General features: G+C 66.8%; 24 protein-coding genes. 21 read left to right on the top strand and 3 right to left on the bottom strand.

Annotation, left to right across the window (positions count from 1 at the left end; all coding sequences use genetic code 11):
• Positions 1 to 31 precede the first annotated feature (31 nt).
• From rplC to AVAK2825_RS03705, 11 genes are all read left to right on the top strand, one after another.
• Positions 32 to 703, top strand: coding sequence for a 50S ribosomal protein L3 (gene rplC / locus AVAK2825_RS03755; protein ID WP_272549647.1), 672 nt, complete (start codon positions 32 to 34; stop codon positions 701 to 703).
• Positions 703 to 1,323, top strand: a complete 621-nt coding sequence (gene rplD, locus AVAK2825_RS03750; RefSeq protein WP_092745107.1) for a 50S ribosomal protein L4 — start codon at positions 703 to 705, stop codon at positions 1,321 to 1,323. The genes rplC and rplD overlap by 1 nt, the downstream gene beginning before the upstream one ends.
• Positions 1,320 to 1,634, top strand: a complete 315-nt coding sequence (gene rplW, locus AVAK2825_RS03745; protein ID WP_272549645.1) for a 50S ribosomal protein L23 — start codon at positions 1,320 to 1,322, stop codon at positions 1,632 to 1,634. The genes rplD and rplW overlap by 4 nt, the downstream gene beginning before the upstream one ends.
• A gap of 2 nt (positions 1,635 to 1,636) precedes the next feature.
• A complete protein-coding gene (gene rplB / locus AVAK2825_RS03740; RefSeq protein ID WP_092745109.1) occupies positions 1,637 to 2,461 on the top strand; it encodes a 50S ribosomal protein L2 in 825 nt (274 codons plus the stop codon).
• Between the two features lie 10 nt (positions 2,462 to 2,471).
• Positions 2,472 to 2,750, top strand: coding sequence for a 30S ribosomal protein S19 (gene rpsS / locus AVAK2825_RS03735; protein WP_272565826.1), 279 nt, complete (start codon positions 2,472 to 2,474; stop codon positions 2,748 to 2,750).
• A 9-nt stretch (positions 2,751 to 2,759) separates the two neighbouring features.
• Positions 2,760 to 3,092, top strand: coding sequence for a 50S ribosomal protein L22 (gene rplV / locus AVAK2825_RS03730; protein WP_005796970.1), 333 nt, complete (start codon positions 2,760 to 2,762; stop codon positions 3,090 to 3,092).
• Between the two features lie 16 nt (positions 3,093 to 3,108).
• On the top strand, positions 3,109 to 3,993 hold the full coding sequence (gene rpsC, locus AVAK2825_RS03725) for a 30S ribosomal protein S3 (RefSeq protein WP_272565825.1): 885 nt from the start codon (positions 3,109 to 3,111) through the stop codon (positions 3,991 to 3,993).
• 2 nt (positions 3,994 to 3,995) lie between these two features.
• Complete coding sequence (rplP, locus tag AVAK2825_RS03720) at positions 3,996 to 4,412, top strand: 50S ribosomal protein L16 (protein WP_056662458.1); 417 nt, start codon at positions 3,996 to 3,998, stop codon at positions 4,410 to 4,412.
• Positions 4,413 to 4,428: 16 nt separating this feature from the next.
• Positions 4,429 to 4,626 carry a 50S ribosomal protein L29 gene (gene rpmC, locus AVAK2825_RS03715; protein WP_272549639.1) on the top strand — a complete coding sequence of 66 codons (198 nt, stop codon included), beginning with the start codon at positions 4,429 to 4,431 and terminating at the stop codon, positions 4,624 to 4,626.
• A 9-nt stretch (positions 4,627 to 4,635) separates the two neighbouring features.
• Positions 4,636 to 4,905, top strand: a complete 270-nt coding sequence (gene rpsQ, locus AVAK2825_RS03710; RefSeq protein ID WP_092745113.1) for a 30S ribosomal protein S17 — start codon at positions 4,636 to 4,638, stop codon at positions 4,903 to 4,905.
• A gap of 131 nt (positions 4,906 to 5,036) precedes the next feature.
• Positions 5,037 to 5,543, top strand: a complete 507-nt coding sequence (locus tag AVAK2825_RS03705) for a peroxiredoxin (RefSeq protein ID WP_272565822.1) — start codon at positions 5,037 to 5,039, stop codon at positions 5,541 to 5,543.
• 209 nt (positions 5,544 to 5,752) lie between these two features.
• Here AVAK2825_RS03705 and AVAK2825_RS03700 read toward each other — a convergent pair whose 3' ends face one another.
• Positions 5,753 to 6,244 carry a GNAT family N-acetyltransferase gene (locus AVAK2825_RS03700; RefSeq protein WP_284394511.1) on the bottom strand — a complete coding sequence of 164 codons (492 nt, stop codon included), beginning with the start codon at positions 6,242 to 6,244 and terminating at the stop codon, positions 5,753 to 5,755.
• A 103-nt stretch (positions 6,245 to 6,347) separates the two neighbouring features.
• Positions 6,348 to 6,851, bottom strand: a complete 504-nt coding sequence (locus AVAK2825_RS03695) for a TlpA disulfide reductase family protein (RefSeq protein ID WP_272565820.1) — start codon at positions 6,849 to 6,851, stop codon at positions 6,348 to 6,350.
• A gap of 248 nt (positions 6,852 to 7,099) precedes the next feature.
• On the opposite strand from AVAK2825_RS03695, the gene AVAK2825_RS03690 reads away from it, so the two are divergent.
• From AVAK2825_RS03690 to ptsP, 4 genes are all read left to right on the top strand, one after another.
• The gene (locus AVAK2825_RS03690) at positions 7,100 to 7,645 is read left to right on the top strand and encodes a hypothetical protein (protein ID WP_284394507.1); all 546 of its coding nucleotides are present in this window, start codon (positions 7,100 to 7,102) and stop codon (positions 7,643 to 7,645) included.
• 97 nt (positions 7,646 to 7,742) lie between these two features.
• Positions 7,743 to 8,198, top strand: coding sequence for a PTS sugar transporter subunit IIA (locus AVAK2825_RS03685; protein WP_272565817.1), 456 nt, complete (start codon positions 7,743 to 7,745; stop codon positions 8,196 to 8,198).
• On the top strand, positions 8,167 to 8,436 hold the full coding sequence (locus AVAK2825_RS03680) for an HPr family phosphocarrier protein (protein WP_272549631.1): 270 nt from the start codon (positions 8,167 to 8,169) through the stop codon (positions 8,434 to 8,436). Before AVAK2825_RS03685 ends, AVAK2825_RS03680 begins: the two co-directional genes overlap by 32 nt.
• 78 nt (positions 8,437 to 8,514) lie before the next feature.
• Positions 8,515 to 10,269: a phosphoenolpyruvate--protein phosphotransferase gene (gene ptsP, locus AVAK2825_RS03675; RefSeq protein WP_284394498.1), complete on the top strand. Its 1,755-nt coding sequence runs from the start codon at positions 8,515 to 8,517 to the stop codon at positions 10,267 to 10,269.
• Positions 10,270 to 10,367: 98 nt separating this feature from the next.
• On the opposite strand, the gene AVAK2825_RS03670 is transcribed toward ptsP, so the two are convergent.
• Positions 10,368 to 11,177, bottom strand: coding sequence for a TorF family putative porin (locus AVAK2825_RS03670; protein WP_284394496.1), 810 nt, complete (start codon positions 11,175 to 11,177; stop codon positions 10,368 to 10,370).
• A 312-nt stretch (positions 11,178 to 11,489) separates the two neighbouring features.
• Between AVAK2825_RS03670 and kdpF the strand changes: the two genes are divergently transcribed.
• The 6 genes from kdpF to kdpE all read left to right on the top strand — a co-directional run bounded on the left by kdpF (position 11,490) and on the right by kdpE (position 19,634).
• A complete protein-coding gene (kdpF, locus tag AVAK2825_RS03665; protein ID WP_272565812.1) occupies positions 11,490 to 11,588 on the top strand; it encodes a K(+)-transporting ATPase subunit F in 99 nt (32 codons plus the stop codon).
• Position 11,589: 1 nt separating this feature from the next.
• Entirely contained in the window at positions 11,590 to 13,404 is a 1,815-nt protein-coding gene (gene kdpA / locus AVAK2825_RS03660) for a potassium-transporting ATPase subunit KdpA (RefSeq protein WP_284394493.1), read from the top strand.
• 1 nt (position 13,405) lies between these two features.
• Positions 13,406 to 15,502: a potassium-transporting ATPase subunit KdpB gene (gene kdpB, locus AVAK2825_RS03655; RefSeq protein WP_284394491.1), complete on the top strand. Its 2,097-nt coding sequence runs from the start codon at positions 13,406 to 13,408 to the stop codon at positions 15,500 to 15,502.
• A 21-nt stretch (positions 15,503 to 15,523) separates the two neighbouring features.
• Complete coding sequence (gene kdpC, locus AVAK2825_RS03650) at positions 15,524 to 16,096, top strand: potassium-transporting ATPase subunit KdpC (protein ID WP_272565807.1); 573 nt, start codon at positions 15,524 to 15,526, stop codon at positions 16,094 to 16,096.
• Between the two features lie 68 nt (positions 16,097 to 16,164).
• On the top strand, positions 16,165 to 18,927 hold the full coding sequence (locus AVAK2825_RS03645) for a DUF4118 domain-containing protein (RefSeq protein ID WP_284394488.1): 2,763 nt from the start codon (positions 16,165 to 16,167) through the stop codon (positions 18,925 to 18,927).
• Positions 18,924 to 19,634, top strand: coding sequence for a two-component system response regulator KdpE (gene kdpE / locus AVAK2825_RS03640; protein WP_272565805.1), 711 nt, complete (start codon positions 18,924 to 18,926; stop codon positions 19,632 to 19,634). The genes AVAK2825_RS03645 and kdpE overlap by 4 nt, the downstream gene beginning before the upstream one ends.
• The last annotated feature ends 28 nt before the right edge of the window (positions 19,635 to 19,662 follow it).

Raw genomic sequence — 19,662 nt, 5'->3', positions numbered from 1 at the left:
GTCGAGGCGGTGAAAGTTTTGGAGAAAATCAATGAGTCAAAGCAACTCCCAAGGGTTGCTGGGCCGCAAGGTGGGCATGATGCGTCTGTTCACCGATGACGGGGACGCAGTGCCCGTCACGGTGGTGGATGTGTCCAACAACCGCGTGACCCAGGTTAAAACCCAAGAGAACGATGGCTACGTGGCCTTGCAGGTCACGTTTGGTTCGCGCAAGGCATCGCGCGTGACCAAGCCCGCAGCGGGCCATCTGGCGAAGGCCGGCGTCGAAGCCGGTGAAGTGATCCGCGAATTCCGCGTGACCGCTGACGTCGCCGCCCAGTACGCCGTCGGTTCTACCGTCCCCGTGACGCTGTTCACTGTGGGCCAAAAGGTGGACGTGCAAGGCACGTCGATCGGCAAGGGCTACGCTGGCACGATCAAGCGCCACAACATGGCTTCGCAGCGCGCATCGCACGGTAACAGCCGTTCGCACAATGTGCCTGGCTCCATCGGTATGGCACAAGACCCCGGTCGCGTGTTCCCCGGTAAGCGCATGACCGGCCACCTGGGCGATGTCACCAAGACCACGCAAAACCTCGATGTCATCCGCATCGACGAAGCGCGTCAACTGCTCTTGATCAAGGGCGCCATTCCGGGCTCCAAGGGTGGGTTCGTGACGGTGCGTCCGGCAGTCAAGGCCAAAGCTTCCAAGGGAGCGAACTAATGCAGCTCGAACTCCTGAATGACCAAGGCCAGGCCGCATCGAAGTTCGATGCGCCCGAAACCGTGTTCGGTCGCGAATACAACGAAGATCTGGTTCACCAGATCGTGGTGGCTTACCAGGCCAATGCCCGCCAAGGCACGCGTGCTCAAAAAGACCGCGAGCAGGTCAAGCACTCCACCAAGAAGCCCTTCAAGCAAAAAGGCACTGGCCGCGCTCGCGCCGGTATGACCTCCTCGCCTCTGTGGCGTGGGGGCGGTCGCATCTTCCCGAATCTGCCTGAAGAAAACTTCACGCAGAAGATCAACAAGAAGATGTACCGCGCCGGCATGGCTGCGATCTTTTCGCAGCTGGCCCGTGAAGGCCGTCTGGCCGTGGTGGACTCGCTGACGCTGGAAAGCCCCAAGACCAAGGTGCTCGCCGACAAGTTCAAGGCGATGAACCTGCAGTCGGTGATGGTGATCGCCGACGAAGTGGACGAAAACCTGTACCTTGCTTCGCGCAATCTGAAGAACGTGTTCATCGTTGAACCCCGTTACGCAGACCCCGTGTCGCTGGTGCACTACAAGAAAGTGCTCGTCACCAAGGGCGCGATCGACAAACTCAAGGAGATGTTCGCATGAGCACGCCCAAGTTTGACGAAGGTCGTCTGATGCAAGTGCTGGTCGCTCCCATCGTGTCCGAAAAGGCCACCATGGTTGCCGAGAAGTCCAATGCTGTGACGTTCAAGGTGCTGCAGAACGCAACCAAGCCAGAAATCAAGGCCGCTGTGGAATTGATGTTCAAGGTCGAGGTCAAGGGCGTTTCTGTGGTGAACACCAAAGGCAAGGCCAAGCGTTTTGGCAAGACCATGGGCCGTCGCGACAACGTGCGCAAGGCTTATGTCACGCTGCAACCAGGTCAAGAGCTGAACCTGTCCGGGGAGGCCGCGTAATCATGGCCGTCATCAAAATGAAACCCACTTCGCCCGGCCAACGTGCCGTGGTGAAGGTTACCCGTGACCACCTGTACAAGGGTGAGGCGTATGCGCCGCTGCTGGAGCCGCAGTTCCAGAAGGCCGGTCGCAACAACAACGGTCACATCACGACCCGCCACAAGGGCGGCGGTCACAAGCACCACTACCGTGTGGTGGATTTCGTCCGCAACAAGGATGGCATCCCTGCAAAGGTCGAGCGCATTGAATACGATCCGAACCGTACGGCCCACATCGCTCTGGTGTGCTATGCCGACGGCGAGCGCCGTTACATCATTGCCCCCCGTGGTCTGGAAGTCGGCAGCACGCTCCTGAGCGGCTCCGAAGCCCCGATCCGCGCAGGCAACACGCTGCCGATCCGCAACATCCCCGTGGGTTCGACCATCCACTGCATCGAGCTCAAGCCCGGTGCCGGTGCACAGATCGCACGCTCGGCAGGTGCTTCCGCAACGCTGCTGGCCCGTGAAGGCACGTACGCCCAGGTGCGCATGCGCTCTGGCGAAGTGCGCAAGATCCACATCGAGTGCCGTGCAACCATCGGCGAAGTCGCCAACGAAGAGCACAGCCTGCGCCAACTCGGCAAGGCCGGTGTGAAGCGTTGGATGGGTATTCGCCCAACGGTTCGTGGCGTGGCCATGAACCCGGTGGATCACCCTCACGGTGGTGGCGAAGGCCGCACCGGCGAAGGCCGCCATGCAGTCGATCCTTGGGGCAATCTGACCAAGGGTTATCGCACCCGCAACAACAAGCGCACACAAGTGATGATTGTGTCGCGTCGCAAGAAGTAAGGGATAACAAATGACTCGCTCTCTCAAAAAGGGTCCGTTTGTTGACCACCACTTGATGGCAAAGGTCGAAAAGGCCATTGCGACCAAGGACAAGAAACCAGTCAAGACCTGGTCGCGTCGCTCCATGGTTCTGCCCGATTTCATCGGTCTGACCATTGCCGTGCACAACGGCAAGCAGCACGTACCGGTGTATGTTACCGACCAGATGGTGGGCCACAAGCTGGGCGAATTCGCCCTGACGCGCACCTTCAAGGGTCACCCCGCGGACAAGAAAGTCCAGAAGAAGTAAGGAACGACCATGTCTGAAACACGTGCAGTCCTCCGGGGCGTCCGTCTGTCGGTCGACAAGGGCCGTCTGGTCGCTGATCTGATCCGCGGCAAGAAGGTCGACCAGGCTCTGAACATCCTGACGTTCACGCAGAAAAAAGCTGCGGGAATCGTCAAGAAGGTGCTGGAGTCCGCCATCGCCAACGCTGAGCACAACGACGGCGCCGACATCGACGAACTGAAGGTCAAGACCATCTACGTCGAACAAGGCACCACGCTCAAGCGTTTCACCGCGCGCGCCAAAGGCCGCGGCAATCGCATCAGCAAGCCCACGTGCCATGTGTACGTGACGGTTGGCAACTGAAGGCCCGAGGAAGACTATGGGACAGAAAATCCATCCTACCGGCTTCCGCCTGGCGGTCAGCCGCAACTGGGCCAGCCGTTGGTACGCGAGCAACCGTGACTTCGCCGGCATGCTGGCCGAAGACATCAAGGTGCGCGAATACCTGAAGGCCAAGCTGAAGAACGCTGCCGTCTCGCGCATCCTGATCGAGCGCCCCGCCAAGAATGCCCGCATCACCATCTACTCGGCACGTCCGGGCGTGGTGATCGGCAAGAAGGGCGAAGACATCGAGAACCTGAAGAAGGAACTCGCTACGCGTCTGGGCGTGCCGGTCGCAGTGAACATCGAAGAAGTGCGCAAGCCCGAAATCGATGCCAAGCTGATCGCCGACAGCATCACGCAACAGCTGGAAAAGCGGATCATGTTCCGCCGCGCCATGAAGCGCGCCATGCAAAACGCCATGCGTCTGGGTGCCCAGGGCATCAAGATCATGTCGTCCGGCCGTCTGAACGGGATTGAAATCGCCCGTTGCGAGTGGTACCGCGAAGGTCGCGTGCCGCTTCACACCCTGCGCGCCGACATCGACTACGGCACGTCCGAAGCCAAGACCACCTACGGCGTCATCGGCGTCAAGGTCTGGGTCTACAAGGGCGATACGCTGGGCCGCAACGATCTGCCCGCAGTGGAAACACCGCGTCCAGAAGAAGAGCGTCGTCCCCGTGGCCCGCGTCGCGATGGCCGCCCAGGTGGCGATCGTCCGGGTGCAGGCCGTGGTGGTCCACGCCGTCCAGCCGGTGCCAATGCGGCACCTGCAGACGGTAGCGACAAGCCCGCCGGTGCCGGTGGCGCCGATAACACCGCCGTTAAGCGCGTTCGCAAGGTTGACGCGCCCGCTACAGCAGCGGACGGCAAAGGAGAATAAAGATGCTGCAACCCGCTCGCCGCAAGTACCGCAAAGAGCAGAAGGGCCGTAACACCGGCGTTGCCACCCGTGGCAATTCGGTGGCCTTCGGTGACTTCGGCCTGAAGTGCACGGACCGTGGCCGTCTGACGGCCCGCCAGATCGAGGCCGCACGCCGTGCGATCTCCCGTCACGTGAAACGTGGCGGCCGTATCTGGATCCGCGTGTTCCCCGACAAGCCGATCTCTACCAAGCCCGCCGAAGTTCGGATGGGTAACGGTAAGGGCAACCCCGAGTATTACGTGGCTGAAATTCAGCCCGGCAAGGTGGTGTTCGAGATCGTCGGTGTGCCTGAAGAACTGGCCCGTGAAGCGTTCCGCCTGGCTGCTGCCAAGCTGCCGCTGCGCACCACGTTCGTGGCTCGTCAAATTGGCGCTTAAATTCAGGAGAATCGAAATGACGAAAGCTGCTGAACTGCGCCAAAAAGACGTCGCTGGCATCGAAACCGAAATCAAGTCCTTGCAAAAGGCCCACTTCGGTCTGCGCATGCAGAAGGCCACGCAACAACTGGCAAACACCAATACGCTGCGTATCACCCGTCGGGATATCGCTCGTGCCAAGACCATTCTTGCTGAAAAGCAAGCCGCCAAGTAAGGAGCCCACATGACGGAAGCTAAAAAATCCCTCAAGCGCACCTTGATTGGCAAGGTGGTCAGCGACAAGCGTACGAAGACCGTGACCGTGCTGGTCGAGCGCCGTGTGAAGCACGAGCTCTACGGCAAGATCGTGGCGAAATCCAGCAAGTACCACGCCCATGACGAAAAGGGCGAGTACAAGTTGGGTGACACCATCGAGATCACGGAAAGCCGTCCGATCTCCAAGACCAAGAACTGGGTTGCCACCCGTCTGGTCCAGAAGGCCGCACTGGTCTGATTGGCAGATCCTTACAAGCCTACGGGCTTGTTGGCTGCAAAGCCGCTCAAAACGACCCACAATGCTGGGTCGTTTTGTTTTTTGGGGCCCGCGTTCTGCAGGTCCCTCATTCCACACCCTAGGAGCCCAGCATGATCAAAGTCGGTGAAACCCTGCCTGCCATCACCTTGATGGAATATTCCGAAGTCGAAGGCGACGGTTGCAGCCTCGGCCCCAACCCTGTCGCAGTGGACCAGGCCACCACCGGCAAGACCATCGCGCTGTTTGCCGTGCCAGGTGCCTTCACGCCAACCTGTTCCGCCAAGCATGTTCCCGGGTATGTGGAGCAGGCCGAGGCCTTCAAGGCCGCGGGTGTGGACGAGATCTGGTGCCTGAGCGTGAATGACGCGTTCGTGATGGGCGCTTGGGCGCGCGATCAGAAGACCCAGGGCAAGGTGCGCATGCTGGCGGACGGCGATGCCGCTTTTGCCAAGGCCACGGGCCTGACGCTGGATCTGAACGGCAAGGGTCTGGGCCTGCGCAGCAATCGGTATTCGATGCTGGTGAAAGATGGCAAGGTGGCATCGCTGAACATCGAAGCGCCCGGCAAGTTTGAAGTGAGCGACGCGGCGACGCTGTTGGCACAGGCCAAGGGCTGAACACAAAAGGTGCCGCTGGTTCGGGGACGGGAGAGGACATTGCCCGTTCCGTGTCCAGCGCGATGCGGTTTGTTTGGTGACCTCATCGCATGGCGCTGGTGATGGCAGGACGGTCCCCGGGGTCGATACGGACCGTTGTGCCAAGCACCACGCTGGCCATGGCGGCGAAGGCGCCGGGATGCTCCGCCCCTTCGCGCGCTCGCTGTGCCTTAATCGATATCCGCCTTGAGGTAGTGCGACCCTGCGATGGGGTTGTGATAGTAGGGCGGAATTTCTTCGAAGCCCAGGTCGGCATACAGCGCACGAGCCGATTCCATGCCATCAAGCGTATCGAGCAGCACGCAGGCATATCCCGCTTGCCGCGCCGCATCGAGAATGGCCTCTGCCAGTTGCCGGCCGAGACCGAAACCACGGAATGCCTTGCGCACATACAGGCGCTTCATTTCGCTGGCGTTGGGGTAATCGGCGTTGTCCATGGGGCGCAGCGCACAGCAGCCCGCGATGGCTCCGTCCACTTCAGCCAGCAGGATCTGGCCGCGCGGCGGGGCATAGTCCGCCGGCAGGGTGGCCAGTTCGGCCTCGAAGTTCTGAAAATACAGGTCGATGCCCAAGCTGTCGGCATATTCCCGGAAGATGTCGCGCACAGCGTCCATCTCTGCAGGGAGGGTCGGCGTCAGCAGGGCCACGGAAGGCTGGTCCACAGGCGGTTGCTAGGAACAAAGGAACTGCCAGTGTAGCGGGCTCTGCCTGACCCATTCAATCAACGGCTGGTCGCGGATGGGAGCGGCAGCCGTGGAGCGGGGATCAGGTCTCTGCCAGCAGGCGCTCGATGAGCCGATGGAGTTCGGGGAAGTCGGGAGCCCCGACATAGGTCTTGACGATCTCGCCGCGCTTGTTGACGATGAAGGTGGACGGGGTGAGCTTGACGTCGCCCCAGGCCTGGGCCACCGCGCCCGTGTTGTCGATGGCGACCTTGAACGGCAGTTGGCGGGTTTCGGCAAAATTCACCACATAGCTCGGTGGGTCGTAGCTCATGGCCACAGCCAAGGTGTCGAAGCCCTGTGCCCGGTACTTCTGGTAGGTTGCCACGACCTCGGGCATCTCGGCCACGCAGGTGACGCAGCTGGTGGCCCAGAAGTTGACCAGGGTGACCTGACCATGCAGATCGGCGGTGGTCTTCTTGGAGCCATCCAGCAGCACGAAGGTCGACTGAGGTGCCTGGGACGTGCCGGCGCCCAGGAACACGAAGGCGCCGATGCCTGCGAATGCCGCCACTGCCGCGGCGCCCAACCAATGCTTGATGCCCATTGCGCTCTTTCCACCTGTGCCTGCACGGTGCGTGCAGTTGTCTGTCGACATTTTGCCGGACGGCCCGGATCTTCGGGGTGATGGAGCGCAAGGCCCTGCAAAAGTTCGCTGATCCTGCGAAGCCAAAGCCCCGTGCAACTTGGAGGGGTCACCGCCCCGCCCACGGCAGGGGGCTGCCGAGCGCTCGGATTTCCAAAGGCACGAACAAGCCACGACCGGCCCATTGCGGCTCTCCGGATAATGCACGGATGCATCGCTCCATCGCTATCGCCACCGCACTGACCCTGTGCCTTGTCGGCTGCAGCCCCGCGCTGAACTGGCGCAGCGTGCCACTGGAAAGCGCCGGCCTCACGGTGCTGCTGCCTTGCAAGCCGGATCACGCCACACGGCCGGTGGATCTGGGTGGGCGGCCCGCGGATCTGGCCATGGTGGGCTGCGAGGCCGATGGTGCGACGTTTGCCGTTTCGCACATGGTGGTCGAAGACCCCTCGCAGGCGGGCGCTGTCCTCGCGCAGTGGCGGGCGGCAGTGCTGGCACGCATGCAGGCGCCGGCGGCAGGGGATGCCGAGGCAGGTGCTGTTGCCTTCGTGCCGGCCGGTGCCTTGGACCTGCCGCAGTCGGTGCGGCTGCAAGTCCAGGGGCGGCGCGGCGACGGCGGTGCGGTGACCGCGCAAGCCGTCTGGTTTGCCCGCATGGAAGGGCGGCAGACCCGTCTGTACCACGCGGTGGTCTATACGGCCGCCCCGCGCATGGCGGTCGCGGACACGTTCTTTGCCGGACTGGTGCTGCCATGATCGGAGTCGCCTCTCCTTCCTCAGGCCTTGCGCGCGGGCTGCGAATGCCCATCGAGGGCGGCACGCGGCGCCATAATGCGGTTCACTCCATCGCCCCATGAGCAGCACGCGCATCCTCATCATCGCCCACTCCCCGCTGGCCCATGCGCTGCGCGAGTGCGCTCTCCATGTGTTTCCCGACTGTGGCGAGGAGGTGCTCGCGTTCGACGTGCATCCCCACACGCCGCCCGAAGAGACCCTGGCCACCGCACGCATCCTGCTGGCCTCGCACGAAGGCGATTCGCCCACGCTGGTGCTGACCGATGTGTTCGGCGCCACACCGTGCAATGTCGCGCAGCGCCTGGTGGATGGCGAGCATTCGCGGCTGGTCACCGGCGTGAATCTGCCCATGCTGCTGCGCACCGTGAGCTACCGGCACGAACCGCTGGAGGCGCTCGTTTCTCGCGCGGTGGTCGGCGGCACCCAGGGCGTGATGCAGGTGGCGATCTCGGCCCCGCAGAACCAGATACGACGTTCCCACCATGATCAAGACGACCATCACCATCAGCAATAAGCTGGGCCTGCATGCCCGGGCGTCCGCCAAGCTCACGAAGCTGGCAGGCAGTTTTCCGTGCGATGTCTGGCTGGCCAAGGGCGAGCGGCGCATCAATGCCAAAAGCATCATGGGCGTCATGATGCTGGCCGCCGGGCTGGGCTCGACGGTCGAATTGGAGACCAACGGCGCGCAGGAGCAGGAAGCCATGGATGCGCTTCGGGCCCTGATCGACGGCAAGTTCGGCGAAGGGGAGTGATGTGCGGCCCGCGCTGATCGCCTGCCGCGCCGCCTGCCAGCCTGCGCACGCCGCGGGCAGGCCAGGAGCGCCAGCGCCATGACGTTCGCCGTCCACGGTCTGGCGGTCGCCCGCGGCATCGCCATCGGGCGCGCCGTGCTGGTCGCCTCGAGCCGCGTGGACGTGGCGCACTATTTCATCGAGGCGGACCAGGTCGGCGCGGAGATCGTGCGCGTGCGCAACGGCCGCAACGCCGTGGTGGAGGAGCTGCAGCGCCTGCAGGCCGAGATGCCGCACGATGCACCCCCCGAGCTGGCGGCGCTGCTCGACGTGCACATGATGCTGCTGCAGGACGAGGCGCTGGTGAGCGGCGTCAAGCACTGGATCACCGACCGTCTCTACAACGCCGAATGGGCGCTGACCACCCAACTGGAGGTCATCGCGCGCCAGTTCGACGAGATGGAGGACGAGTACCTGCGCGAGCGCAAGGCCGATCTGGAGCAGGTGGTGGAGCGCGTCCTGCGCCACATGAAAGGCGTGGCCAGCCCGGTGGCGCCGCCGCCCAGCAGCCCGCGCCGCAGCAACCAGCAGGACCTGCTGCTGGACGACACGGTGGACGTGCCCCTCGTGCTGGTGGCCCACGACCTGTCGCCGGCCGACATGCTGCAGTTCAAGAAGAGCGTGTTCGCCGGTTTCGTGACGGACGTGGGCGGCAAGACCTCGCACACGGCCATCGTGGCGCGCAGCATGGACATCCCCGCGGTGGTGGGCGCGCGGGCCGCCAGCCAGCTGGTGCGGCAGGACGACTGGGTCATCATCGACGGCGATGCCGGCGTGATGATCGTGGACCCGTCGCCCATCATCCTGGCCGAATACGGTTTCCGCCAGCGCCAGACCACGCTGGAGCGCGAGCGCCTGTCGCGCCTGCGCCATACCCCGGCGGTCACGCTGGATGGGCAGAAGATCGAGCTGCTGGCCAACATCGAGCAGCCTGCCGACGCGGCCGCTGCGCTGCGCGGCGGCGCTGCGGGCGTGGGCCTGTTCCGCAGCGAATTCATGTTCATGGGGCGCAACGGCAACCTGCCGGGCGAGGAAGAGCAGTACCAGGCCTACCGCGAGGCGGTCCAGGGCATGAACGGCATGCCCGTCACGCTGCGCACCATCGACGTGGGGGCCGACAAGCCGCTCGACAAGGGCTACAAGGACAGCTACCTGAACCCCGCGCTCGGCCTGCGCGCCATCCGCTGGAGCCTGGCCGATCCGGCCATGTTCCGCACGCAACTGCGCGCCGTGCTGCGCGCGGCCGTGCATGGCCCGGTGAACCTGCTGTTCCCGATGCTCGCGCACGTGAGCGAGATCCAGCAGACCCTCGCCCAGGTGGAGATGGCCCGCGCCGAGCTGGAGGCGCGCGGCGTGCCGCATGGGCCGGTGCAACTGGGGGCGATGATCGAGGTGCCGGCCGCCGCGCTCATGGTGCGCAGCTTCCTGAAGTATTTCGACTTCCTGTCGATCGGCACCAACGACCTGATCCAGTACACCCTGGCCATCGACCGCGCCGACGAGGCCGTGGCCCACCTCTACGACCCCCTGCACCCCGCCGTGCTGCAGCTGGTGGCCCAGGTGATTGCCGAGGGCGAGCGCCAGGGCAAGAGCGTGTGCGTGTGCGGTGAGACGGCGGGCGACGTCTCCATGACGCGGCTGCTGCTGGGCCTGGGCCTGCGCAGCTTTTCCATGCACCCGGCGCAGATCCTCGCGGTCAAGCAGGAGGTGCTGCGCGCCGACACCCGCAAACTCGGGCCGTGGGCGCAGGGCGTGCTTGCCTCGGACGACCCGGCCGCGCTGCTGGCCGAATAATTTGCTATAAATTTAATAGCTAAAGAGGCAATGAATCTCCCGGCATCGGGCCTGTTTGACCGGATGCCGCTGCGCCAGCCTTGCCGGCGGCGCTCCCGTCAGAAAACCTGGGCCAGCGTGACGATGAGGCGCCCTTTGTTGGGCGAGTAGCGCGCGGCATCCGCTGCCGGGCCGGTTGCGGCCGCATAGGCGGCCTGCCGGTTGGCCCCCTGCAATGCCCCGGTGAGCGAGAGCCCGCCGCCGAAGTCGTAGGCCGCACCGACCTGGTAATCGACGTAGCTGGGCCATCCCAGGCGGCGGATGTCTCCGGCCATTCGCGTATAGCCGATGGCGGCCTTCAAGCTGAGCTGCGGGCCCAGTGCGTGGTTGTACGCCAGGTTCACATAGCCCGTGTTGCGCCCCGACAGGCCCGAGCCCGCCCGGGCGCCCGCATAGCCGAAATAGTCGTCCGACACCGTGTGCGAGTACTTGAGCGTGAACGTGCCCAGGGCCTCGTCGGCATGGGTGGCGCTGGCATACAGCTCGGTGGTGTTGCCGTTGCGGTTGCCGGGGTAGAGGTAGGCGAGGGCGCCCACGTCGAGATCGGTGGTACCGGCCTTCCATTTGTAGCCGCCGTAGAGGTCGCTCTCCAGGTGGTTGCCGCGCAGCCAGTTCACGCTGGCGTTCCAGTTGCCCACGTACCAGCCACTGTCACCGAAGGCGTAGTCGACGCCGCCCTGCACCGCCGGCTTGAAGGCGCCGGTCTTGGCGAACTGGTTCGAACGGAGCATGTCCTGGTCTTGCCCGCGGAACTTGTAGTTCGACGTGAGGGCAAGGTTGCCCGTGAACTGGGCGCGGGCCAGCAGCGGCAGGGCCGCGCACAGGGCGGCGGCCAGGGGAAGGGCTCTGAAAACGGGGAAAGGGGTCATGGCTTCACGCGGTCGTTGGAAAAGCGCAAAGCGTAGGCAGGCACCCGTAAAAACGGTGTCAAAAGCATGGCGCCGCCCATCAAGAATCGGTAACGGCACCCCGCCGCCACGCATTTTTACGGCGCGTTTACGCCCCGTGCCCCAGTCTGTGCACCCTTTTTACGGGCGCCTTCCGAGAATCGATTCCATCGTTTTGATGCAGGAGTGAGAGATGGACATCGTGTGGATTGCAGCGCTGGTGGCGCTGTGGGTGGCCATGGCGGAGGCCGTGGTGCTGCTGGGCCGGTTCGACGGCCCCAAGGGAGCATCGCGGTGATCGCGCTCGACGTGCTCTACGGCTTCGGTGCGATCGTGGCCGTCGTCCTGTTCGCGTACCTGGTGTTCGCGCTCATCTGCGCCGAGGAGTTCTGACATGGACGCGTCCGCCTGGGGCCTGCTGGCCCTGTTCCTCCTCGTGCTTCTCGTGCTGGCCTGGCCCCTGGGCCGATGGCTGGCCGCGATCTGCGATGGTCGGCTGCCGCAGTGGATGCACCGCGCCGAGTCACCGCTGTACCGCGTGGCCGGCGTGCGGCCCGAAGAGAGCATGCACTGGCGCCACTACGCGCTGGCCTTGCTGGCGTTCAATGCCATCGGTGCCGTGGTCGTGTACGGCCTGCAGCGCCTGCAGGCCTGGCTGCCGATCAACCCGCAGGGCATGGCCGCCGTGTCGCCCGACTCGGCTTTCAACACCGCGGTGAGCTTCGTCTCCAACACCAACTGGCAGGGCTATGCGGGCGAGGGCACCATGGGCTATCTGACGCAGATGCTGGGGCTGTCGGTGCAGAACTTCCTGTCGGCGGCCACGGGCATCGCCGTCGCTTTCGCGCTGGCCCGGGGCTTTGCCGCGCGCCGCACGGACGGCCAGGGGCTGGTGGGCAACTTCTGGGCCGACATGGTGCGCATCAACACCTGGGTGCTGGTGCCGGTGTCTCTGGTGATCGCCGTGTTTCTGGTGGGGCAGGGCGTGATCCAGAACTTCTCGCCGTCCCGGGACGTCGCCACGCTGGAGGCCACGGCCTACCAGAACCCGAAGCTGACGGCCGACGGGCAGCCCGTGAAAGACGCGGCCGGCAACCCGGTGACGGAGAGCGCGAGCACCGCCACGCAAACGCTGGCCATGGGGCCGGTGGCGTCGCAGGAGGCCATCAAGATGCTGGGCACCAATGGCGGGGGCTTCTTCAATGCCAACTCGGCCCATCCGTACGAGAACCCCACGCCGCTGGCCAATTTCGTGCAGATGCTGGCGATCTTCCTGATCCCCGCCGCGCTGTGCTTCACGTTCGGCCGGGTGGTGGGCGATCCGCGCCAGGGCCTGGCGATCCTGGCGGCCATGACGGTGATGTTCGCCGTGGCGGTGGCCGTGGTCATTCCCGCCGAGCAGGCCGGCAACCCGCGCATCGCCGCGCTGGGGGTGGACCAGGCGGCGACGGCGCTGCAGTCCGGCGGCAACATGGAGGGCAAGGAGGTGCGCTTCGGCATCACCGCATCGGCACTCTTCGCCGCCGTGACGACGGCCGCCTCGTGCGGCGCGGTGAACGCGATGCACGACTCGTTCACCCCGCTGGGCGGGCTGGTGCCGATGGTGCTGATGCAACTGGGCGAGGTGGTCTTCGGCGGCGTGGGCACGGGCCTGTACGGCATGCTGGTGTTCGCCATCCTCGCGGTGTTCATGGCGGGGCTGATGATCGGCCGCACGCCGGAGTACCTGGGCAAGAAGATCGAAGTGCGCGAGATGAAGCTCACCTCGGTGGCCATCCTGGTCACCCCGATCCTGGTGCTGGTGGGTGCGGCGGTGGCGGTGATCGCAGAGTCCGGCAAGGCGGGCATCGCCAATCCGGGTGCGCATGGTTTCTCCGAAATCCTCTATGCCCTCACCTCGGCGGGCAACAACAACGGCAGCGCCTTCGCAGGCCTGTCGGCCAACACGCCGTTCTACAACGTGCTGCTGGGACTGGCCATGTGGTTCGGGCGCTTCGGCGTGATCGTGCCGGTGCTGGCCATCGCGGGCTCGCTCGCGGCCAAGAAGCGGCTGCCCGCCACCGCCGGCACGCTGCCCACGCACGGGCCGCTGTTCGTGGCCCTGCTGATCGCCACCGTGCTGCTGGTGGGCCTGCTCAATTACGTTCCTTCCCTGGCGCTGGGCCCCGTCGTGGAACACCTGATGCTGTGGACCCCAGTGAGGCCCTGACATGACAACCCCCAAGACATCCCTTTCCCTTTCGCTGTTCGATGCGGCGCTGGTCAAGCCCGCGCTGTGGCAATCGTTCGCCAAGCTCGATCCCCGCGTGCAGTGGCGCAATCCGGTGATGTTCATCGTGTTCATCGGCAGCCTGTTCACCACGCTGCTCTGGCTGCATGCGCTCACGGTGCCGCAGGACACGGGCATGCGCCCGGCCTTCGTGCTGGCGATCGCCGTCTGGCTGTGGTTCACCGTGCTGTTTGCCAACTTCGCTGAGGCGCTGGCGGAGGGCCGCAGCAAGGCGCAGGCCGCATCGCTGCGCGGCCTGCGCAAGGACACCTGGGCCAAGAAGCTCGCCGAGCCGCGCCATGGCGCGACCTTCCTGCCCGAGCAGGCCACCAACCTGCGCCGCGGCGACGTGGTGCAGGTGGATGCGGGCGACGTGATTCCGCTGGACGGCGAAGTGATCGAAGGCGTCGCATCGGTGGACGAGAGCGCCATCACCGGTGAATCCGCGCCGGTGGTGCGTGAATCGGGCGGGGACTTCTCGGCCGTCACGGGCGGCACCCGCGTGCTGTCGGACTGGCTGGTGGTTCGCGTGACGGTGAACCCGGGCGAATCGTTCCTAGACCGCATGATCGGCATGGTCGAGGCCGCCAAGCGCCAGAAGACGCCCAACGAGGTGGCGCTCACCATCCTGCTGGTGGCGCTCACCATCGTGTTCCTCGTGGTCACCGTGACACTGCTGCCGTTCTCGATCTTCAGCGTGGGTGCGTCAGGGGCGGGCACGGTCGTGTCGCTCACCGCGCTGGTGGCGCTGCTCGTGTGCCTGATTCCCACCACCATCGGCGGCCTGCTGTCGGCCGTGGGCGTGGCGGGCATGAGTCGCATGATGCAGGCCAACGTGATCGCCACCTCCGGACGCGCGGTGGAGGCCGCGGGCGACGTGGATGTGCTGCTGCTGGACAAGACCGGCACCATCACGCACGGCAACCGCCAGGCGAGCGCGTTCCTGCCCGCTCCGGGCACCCCCAAGGAGCGCCTGGCCCGTGCCGCCATGCTGGCGTCGCTGGCCGATGAAACGCCCGAGGGCCGCAGCATCGTCGAGCTGGCGCGCCGCAGCGGCGTGCCCGACGAGGCCGCTGCGCCCGGCGTGCGCCTGGTGCCCTTCACGGCGCAGACGCGCATGAGCGGCGTGGACCTGCCCGCCACGGCCGGCGCACCCGAGGTGGCGTTGCGCAAGGGCGCGGTGCAGGCCATGGTGCGCCACATCCAGGCGCTGGGCGGCAGCGTGCCGGCCGAGGTGGTGCGCGCGGCCGACGACGTGGCGCGGCGCGGCAGCACGCCCCTGGCGGTGGCCGAGGGCGCCCAGGTGCTGGGCATCGTCGAGCTCAAGGACATCGTCAAGACCGGCATCAAGGAGCGCTTCGCCGAACTGCGGCGCATGGGCATCAAGACGGTGATGATCACGGGCGACAACAAGCTGACCGCCGCTGCCATCGCCGCCGAGGCGGGGGTGGACGACTTCCTGGCCGAGGCCACGCCCGAGGACAAGCTGGCGCTGATCCGCCAGTACCAGGCCGAGGGCCGCCTGGTGGCCATGACCGGCGACGGCACCAACGATGCACCGGCACTGGCCCAGGCCGACGTGGCCGTGGCCATGGGCAGCGGCACGCAGGCCGCCAAGGAGGCCGGCAACATGGTGGACCTGGACTCCAACCCCACCAAGCTGCTGGAGGTGGTGGAGACCGGCAAGGCCCTGCTGATGACGCGCGGCTCGCTCACCACGTTCTCCATCGCCAACGACGTGGCCAAGTACTTCGCGATCATTCCGGCGATCTTCGTGTCCACCTACCCGCAGCTGGCCGCGCTCAACGTGATGCGGCTGGCGAGCCCCTCCTCGGCCATTTTGTCGGCGGTGGTGTTCAACGCGCTGGTGATCGTGTTCCTGATCCCGCTGGCGCTCAAGGGCGTGCGCTATCGCCCGGTGGGCGCCGCCGCGCTGCTGCGCCGCAATCTGGCGATCTATGGCCTGGGCGGGCTGGTGGTGCCGTTCATCGGCATCAAGCTCATCGACTGGGTGCTGGTGGCCGTGGGCCTCGTTTGAACTGTGCAAGGAAGCATCGACATGACCAAAATCCTCCGTCCCGCGCTGACCCTTTTCGTGCTGCTGAGCGTGATCACGGGCGTTGTCTATCCGCTCATCGTCACGGGTGTGGCGCAGGCCGCGTTTCCGCAGCAGGCCGCGGGCAGCCTGGTGCTGCGCGGCGGGCAGGCCGTGGGCTCGTCCCTGATCGGGCAGAACTTCACCGACCCGAAGCACTTCTGGGGCCGCCCCTCGGCGACCGCGCCCATGCCCTACAACGCCAGCGCGTCGGGCGGCTCCAACCTGGGCCCGCTGAACCCCGCCCTCACGGAAGCCGTCACCGCTCGCGTCCAGGCGCTGCGCGAGGCCGATCCCGGCAATGCCGCGCCCGTGCCGGTGGATCTGGTCACGGCTTCCGCCAGCGGGCTCGACCCGCACATCAGCCCCGCCGCCGCGCGCTACCAGGCCAGTCGCGTGGCCAAGGCGCGGGGCTGGCCGGTGGAGCGCGTGCAGGCCCTGATCGACGCGCACACCGATGCCCCGTTCCTGGGGCTCCTCGGCGATCCGGGCGTGAACGTGCTCGCCCTGAATCTCGCGCTCGATGCCGAGCGGTGAGCCCCATGGCGCGTGCGCCGATCCCGGCGCAACGCCCGCCACAATAGGGCCCGCACGTTCCTTCACCCATGCCTGACATCGCCCGCCCGGACCCCGATGCGCTCATCGCCCAGATGCGCGCGGAGGAAGAGCGCACCCAGCGCGGCAAGCTGCGTATCTATTTTGGTGCCAACGCGGGCGTGGGCAAGACCTGGTCGATGCTGAGCGCGGCGCAGCGCGAGCGCAAGGCGGGGCGCGATGTGCTCATCGGGGTGGTCGAGACGCATGGCCGCAGCGAGACCGCCGCGCTGGTCGAGGGCCTGCCGGTGCTGCCGCTGTGCAGCCTGGACTACCGGGGCCGCCAGCGCACCGAGTTCGACCTCGACGGTGCGCTGGCGCGCCAGCCGGCCGTGCTGCTCGTGGACGAATTGGCGCACTCCAATGCGCCCGGGTCCCGGCATGCCAAGCGGTGGCAGGACGTACAGGAGCTGCTCGCCGCCGGGATCGAGGTGTGGACCGCGCTCAACGTCCAGCACCTGGAAAGCCTGAACGGCACCGTCGGAGCCATCACCGGCGTGCGCGTGCACGAGACCGTGCCCGATACGGTGCTGGACGAGGCCGACGAAGTGGTGCTGGTCGATGCCACCCCGGACGAACTGGCCGCGCGCCTGGCCGCCGGCAAGGTCTACCTGCCGCAGCAGGCCGAGCGGGCGGCGCAGAACTTCTTTCGCAAGGGCAACCTGATCGCGCTGCGCGAGATCGCGCTGCGGCGCACGGCCGAGCATGTCGAGGACGACGTGCGCGGCTGGCGCGTGGAGCAGTCCGGCGCGGGCGGCGACCGCGTGCCACCGGCCTGGAACACCTCCGGCGCCTTGCTGGCCTGCGTGGGGCCCGGCGAGGATGCGGCCCAGACGGTGCGCACCGCGGCGCGGCTGGCCGGCCAGCTCAATGTGCGCTGGCACGCGGCCTATGTGGAAACGCCGCGGCTGCAGCGGCTCGATGCCCGGCGCCGGGACCGCGTGCTGGCCGTGCTCCAGCTGGCGGAGGGCCTGGGCGCGGAAACGGCGGTGCTGACCGGTGGCGAGGTCGCTCCGGTGCTGGCGGAGCATGCGCACCGGCTCAACTGCGCCACGCTCGTGGTCGGTCGCCCGGCCCAGGCCGCCGGCTGGCGGCGCTGGTGGCCCGCACAGCCCGTGGCGCAAGTCCTGGCCGCTGCGGCCCCGGCCCTCGACATCGTGGAGGCCGGGCGCGCCGGCAGTTCGCGGCGACTCGCGCAGGCGGACTGGGGGCGGGCCGGCACCGAAGCGCTCGACAGCGAGGAGCGCCATCCGGCCCGCTGGCCGGGCTTCGTGTGGTCACTGGCCGTGAGCGTGGCCGTCACCCTGCTCACCCACCTGCTGTCCGGGGTGTTCGAGCTGGCCAACATCGTCATGCTGTACCTGCTCGGGGTGGTGGGCGTGGCCATGCGGTTCGGCCGGGCGCCGGCGGCCCTCGCGGCGCTGGTCAACGTGCTGGCGTTCGATTTCTTCTTCGTCTCGCCGCGCATGTCGTTCGCCGTGAGCGACGTGCAGTACCTCGTCACCTTCGGGGTCATGCTCATGGTGGGACTGCTGGTGGGGCAGCTCACTGCGGGGCTGCGCTTCGCGGCGGGCGTGTCGGCCAGCCGCGAGCGGCGCGCGCAGTCGTTGTTCGACCTCACGCGCGAACTGTCCGCCGCGCTGCAGGTGGAGCAGATCACCGCCATCGGCGCCGCCGCGGTGCAAAAGCACTTCGGCGGGCGCGCGGCGGTGCTCGCGCTGGACGAGAGCGACCGCCTGGCCATGCCCGAGGGGCTGCCGCCCGGATTCGACGCGAACGTGGCCGACTGGACGCTGCGCCAGGGCCAGAGCGCCGGCCTGACCACGGCCACGCTGGCCGCACAGACCTGGCGCTATGTGCCGCTCAAGGCGCCCATGCGCGTGCGGGGCGTGCTGGCGCTGGAGCCCGCGCAGCCGCGCTGGCTGCTGATTCCCGAGCAGGCGCAGCAGCTCGATACGCTGGCCCGGCAGATCGCCATCGCCCTGGAGCGGGTGCACTACGTGGACGTGGCGCAGCGCGCGGTGGTGGACATGGAATCGGAGCGCTTGCGCAATGCCCTGCTGGGCGCCATTTCGCACGACGTGCGCACCCCGCTCACCGCGCTGATCGCGCTGGCGGAGTCGCTGCCCGCGCAGTCGGCCGAAGGCCAGGCCGAGGCCGGCCGCGCCATCGTGGCGCAGGCCCATCAGCTGCACGCGCTGGTGAGCAACCTGCTCGACATGGCACGGCTGGAGAGCGGCATTGCCGGCGGCAGCGTGAACCTGCGGCGCGACTGGCAGTCGGTCGAGGAGGTGGTGGGCACCGCGATCCGGGCCGCACGCCCTGCGCTGGGGCACTTGCCGGTGGTCACGCACCTGCCGGCGGACCTTCCGCTGGTGGAATTCGATGCCGTGCTCATCGAGCGGGTGCTGGTCAACCTGCTGGAAAACGCCGCCAAATACGGCGCGCCGCCCATCGAGGTGTCCGCCAGCACCACGCCCACCACGCTGCGGCTGGCCGTGCGCGACCATGGGCTGGGCCTGCCGGTGGCGCTGCGGGGGCAGGAGCACACGCTGTTCGAGAAATTCACCCGTGGCCAGTCGGAGTCGGCCACGCCCGGCGTGGGCCTGGGGCTGGCCATCTGCAAGGCGGTGGTGCAGGCGCACGGCGGCGACATCTCCGCCGCCAGCGCCGAGCGCGGCGGGGCGGAGTTCACCGTGACCCTGCCGCGGCGTGACGAGCCCCCGCTTCCCCTGGACGAACCCTTGGAGCCCGGTGCGCCGGAAACGCCATGACCCTGGCCTTGCGAACGGTGATCGTGATCGAGGACGAGCCGCAGATCCGCCGCTTCGTGCGCAGTGCGCTCGAAGCCGAGGGTTGGCAGGTGCATGAGGCGGCCACGCTGCGCGAGGGGCTGTCGGCCGCCGGCACGCGGCAGCCGGACCTGCTGGTGCTCGATCTGGGGCTGCCCGATGGCGATGGCGTGGGCCTGATCCGCGATGTGCGCAGCTGGTCGGCGGTGCCCATCATCGTGCTGTCGGCCCGCACCGACGAGGCCGACAAGATCGCGGCCCTGGATGCGGGCGCCGACGACTACCTCACCAAGCCGTTCGGCACCGGCGAACTGCTGGCGCGTGTGCGCGCCAACCTGCGCCGCCCGCGCGCCGCCAGCGGCAACGGGCTCACCCCGGTGGCCGAGGAGCCCGTGTTCCGCTTCGGCGACATCGAGGTGGACCGGAACGCCCGGGTGGTTCGGCGCGGCCATGCCGAGGTGCACCTCACGCCCACCGAGTACCGCATGCTGTCCGTGCTGGTGGCCAATGCGGGCCGCGTGATCACGCAGCGGCAGCTGCTGCGCGAGGTGTGGGGCCCCATGCGTTCGGACCAGAACCACTACCTGCGCATCTACATGGGCCACCTGCGCCAGAAATTGGAGGCGGACCCGGCTCAGCCGCGCCATCTGCTGACCGAGACCGGCGTGGGGTATCGGCTCGCGGTGTGAGCCCCGCATCCGCGGGCCGAGTTCGCCT

It is taken from the genome of Acidovorax sp. SUPP2825 (assembly GCF_030158995.1).
Classification (GTDB): domain Bacteria; phylum Pseudomonadota; class Gammaproteobacteria; order Burkholderiales; family Burkholderiaceae_C; genus Paracidovorax.
This window is presented reverse-complemented; position numbering and strand designations above follow the sequence as displayed.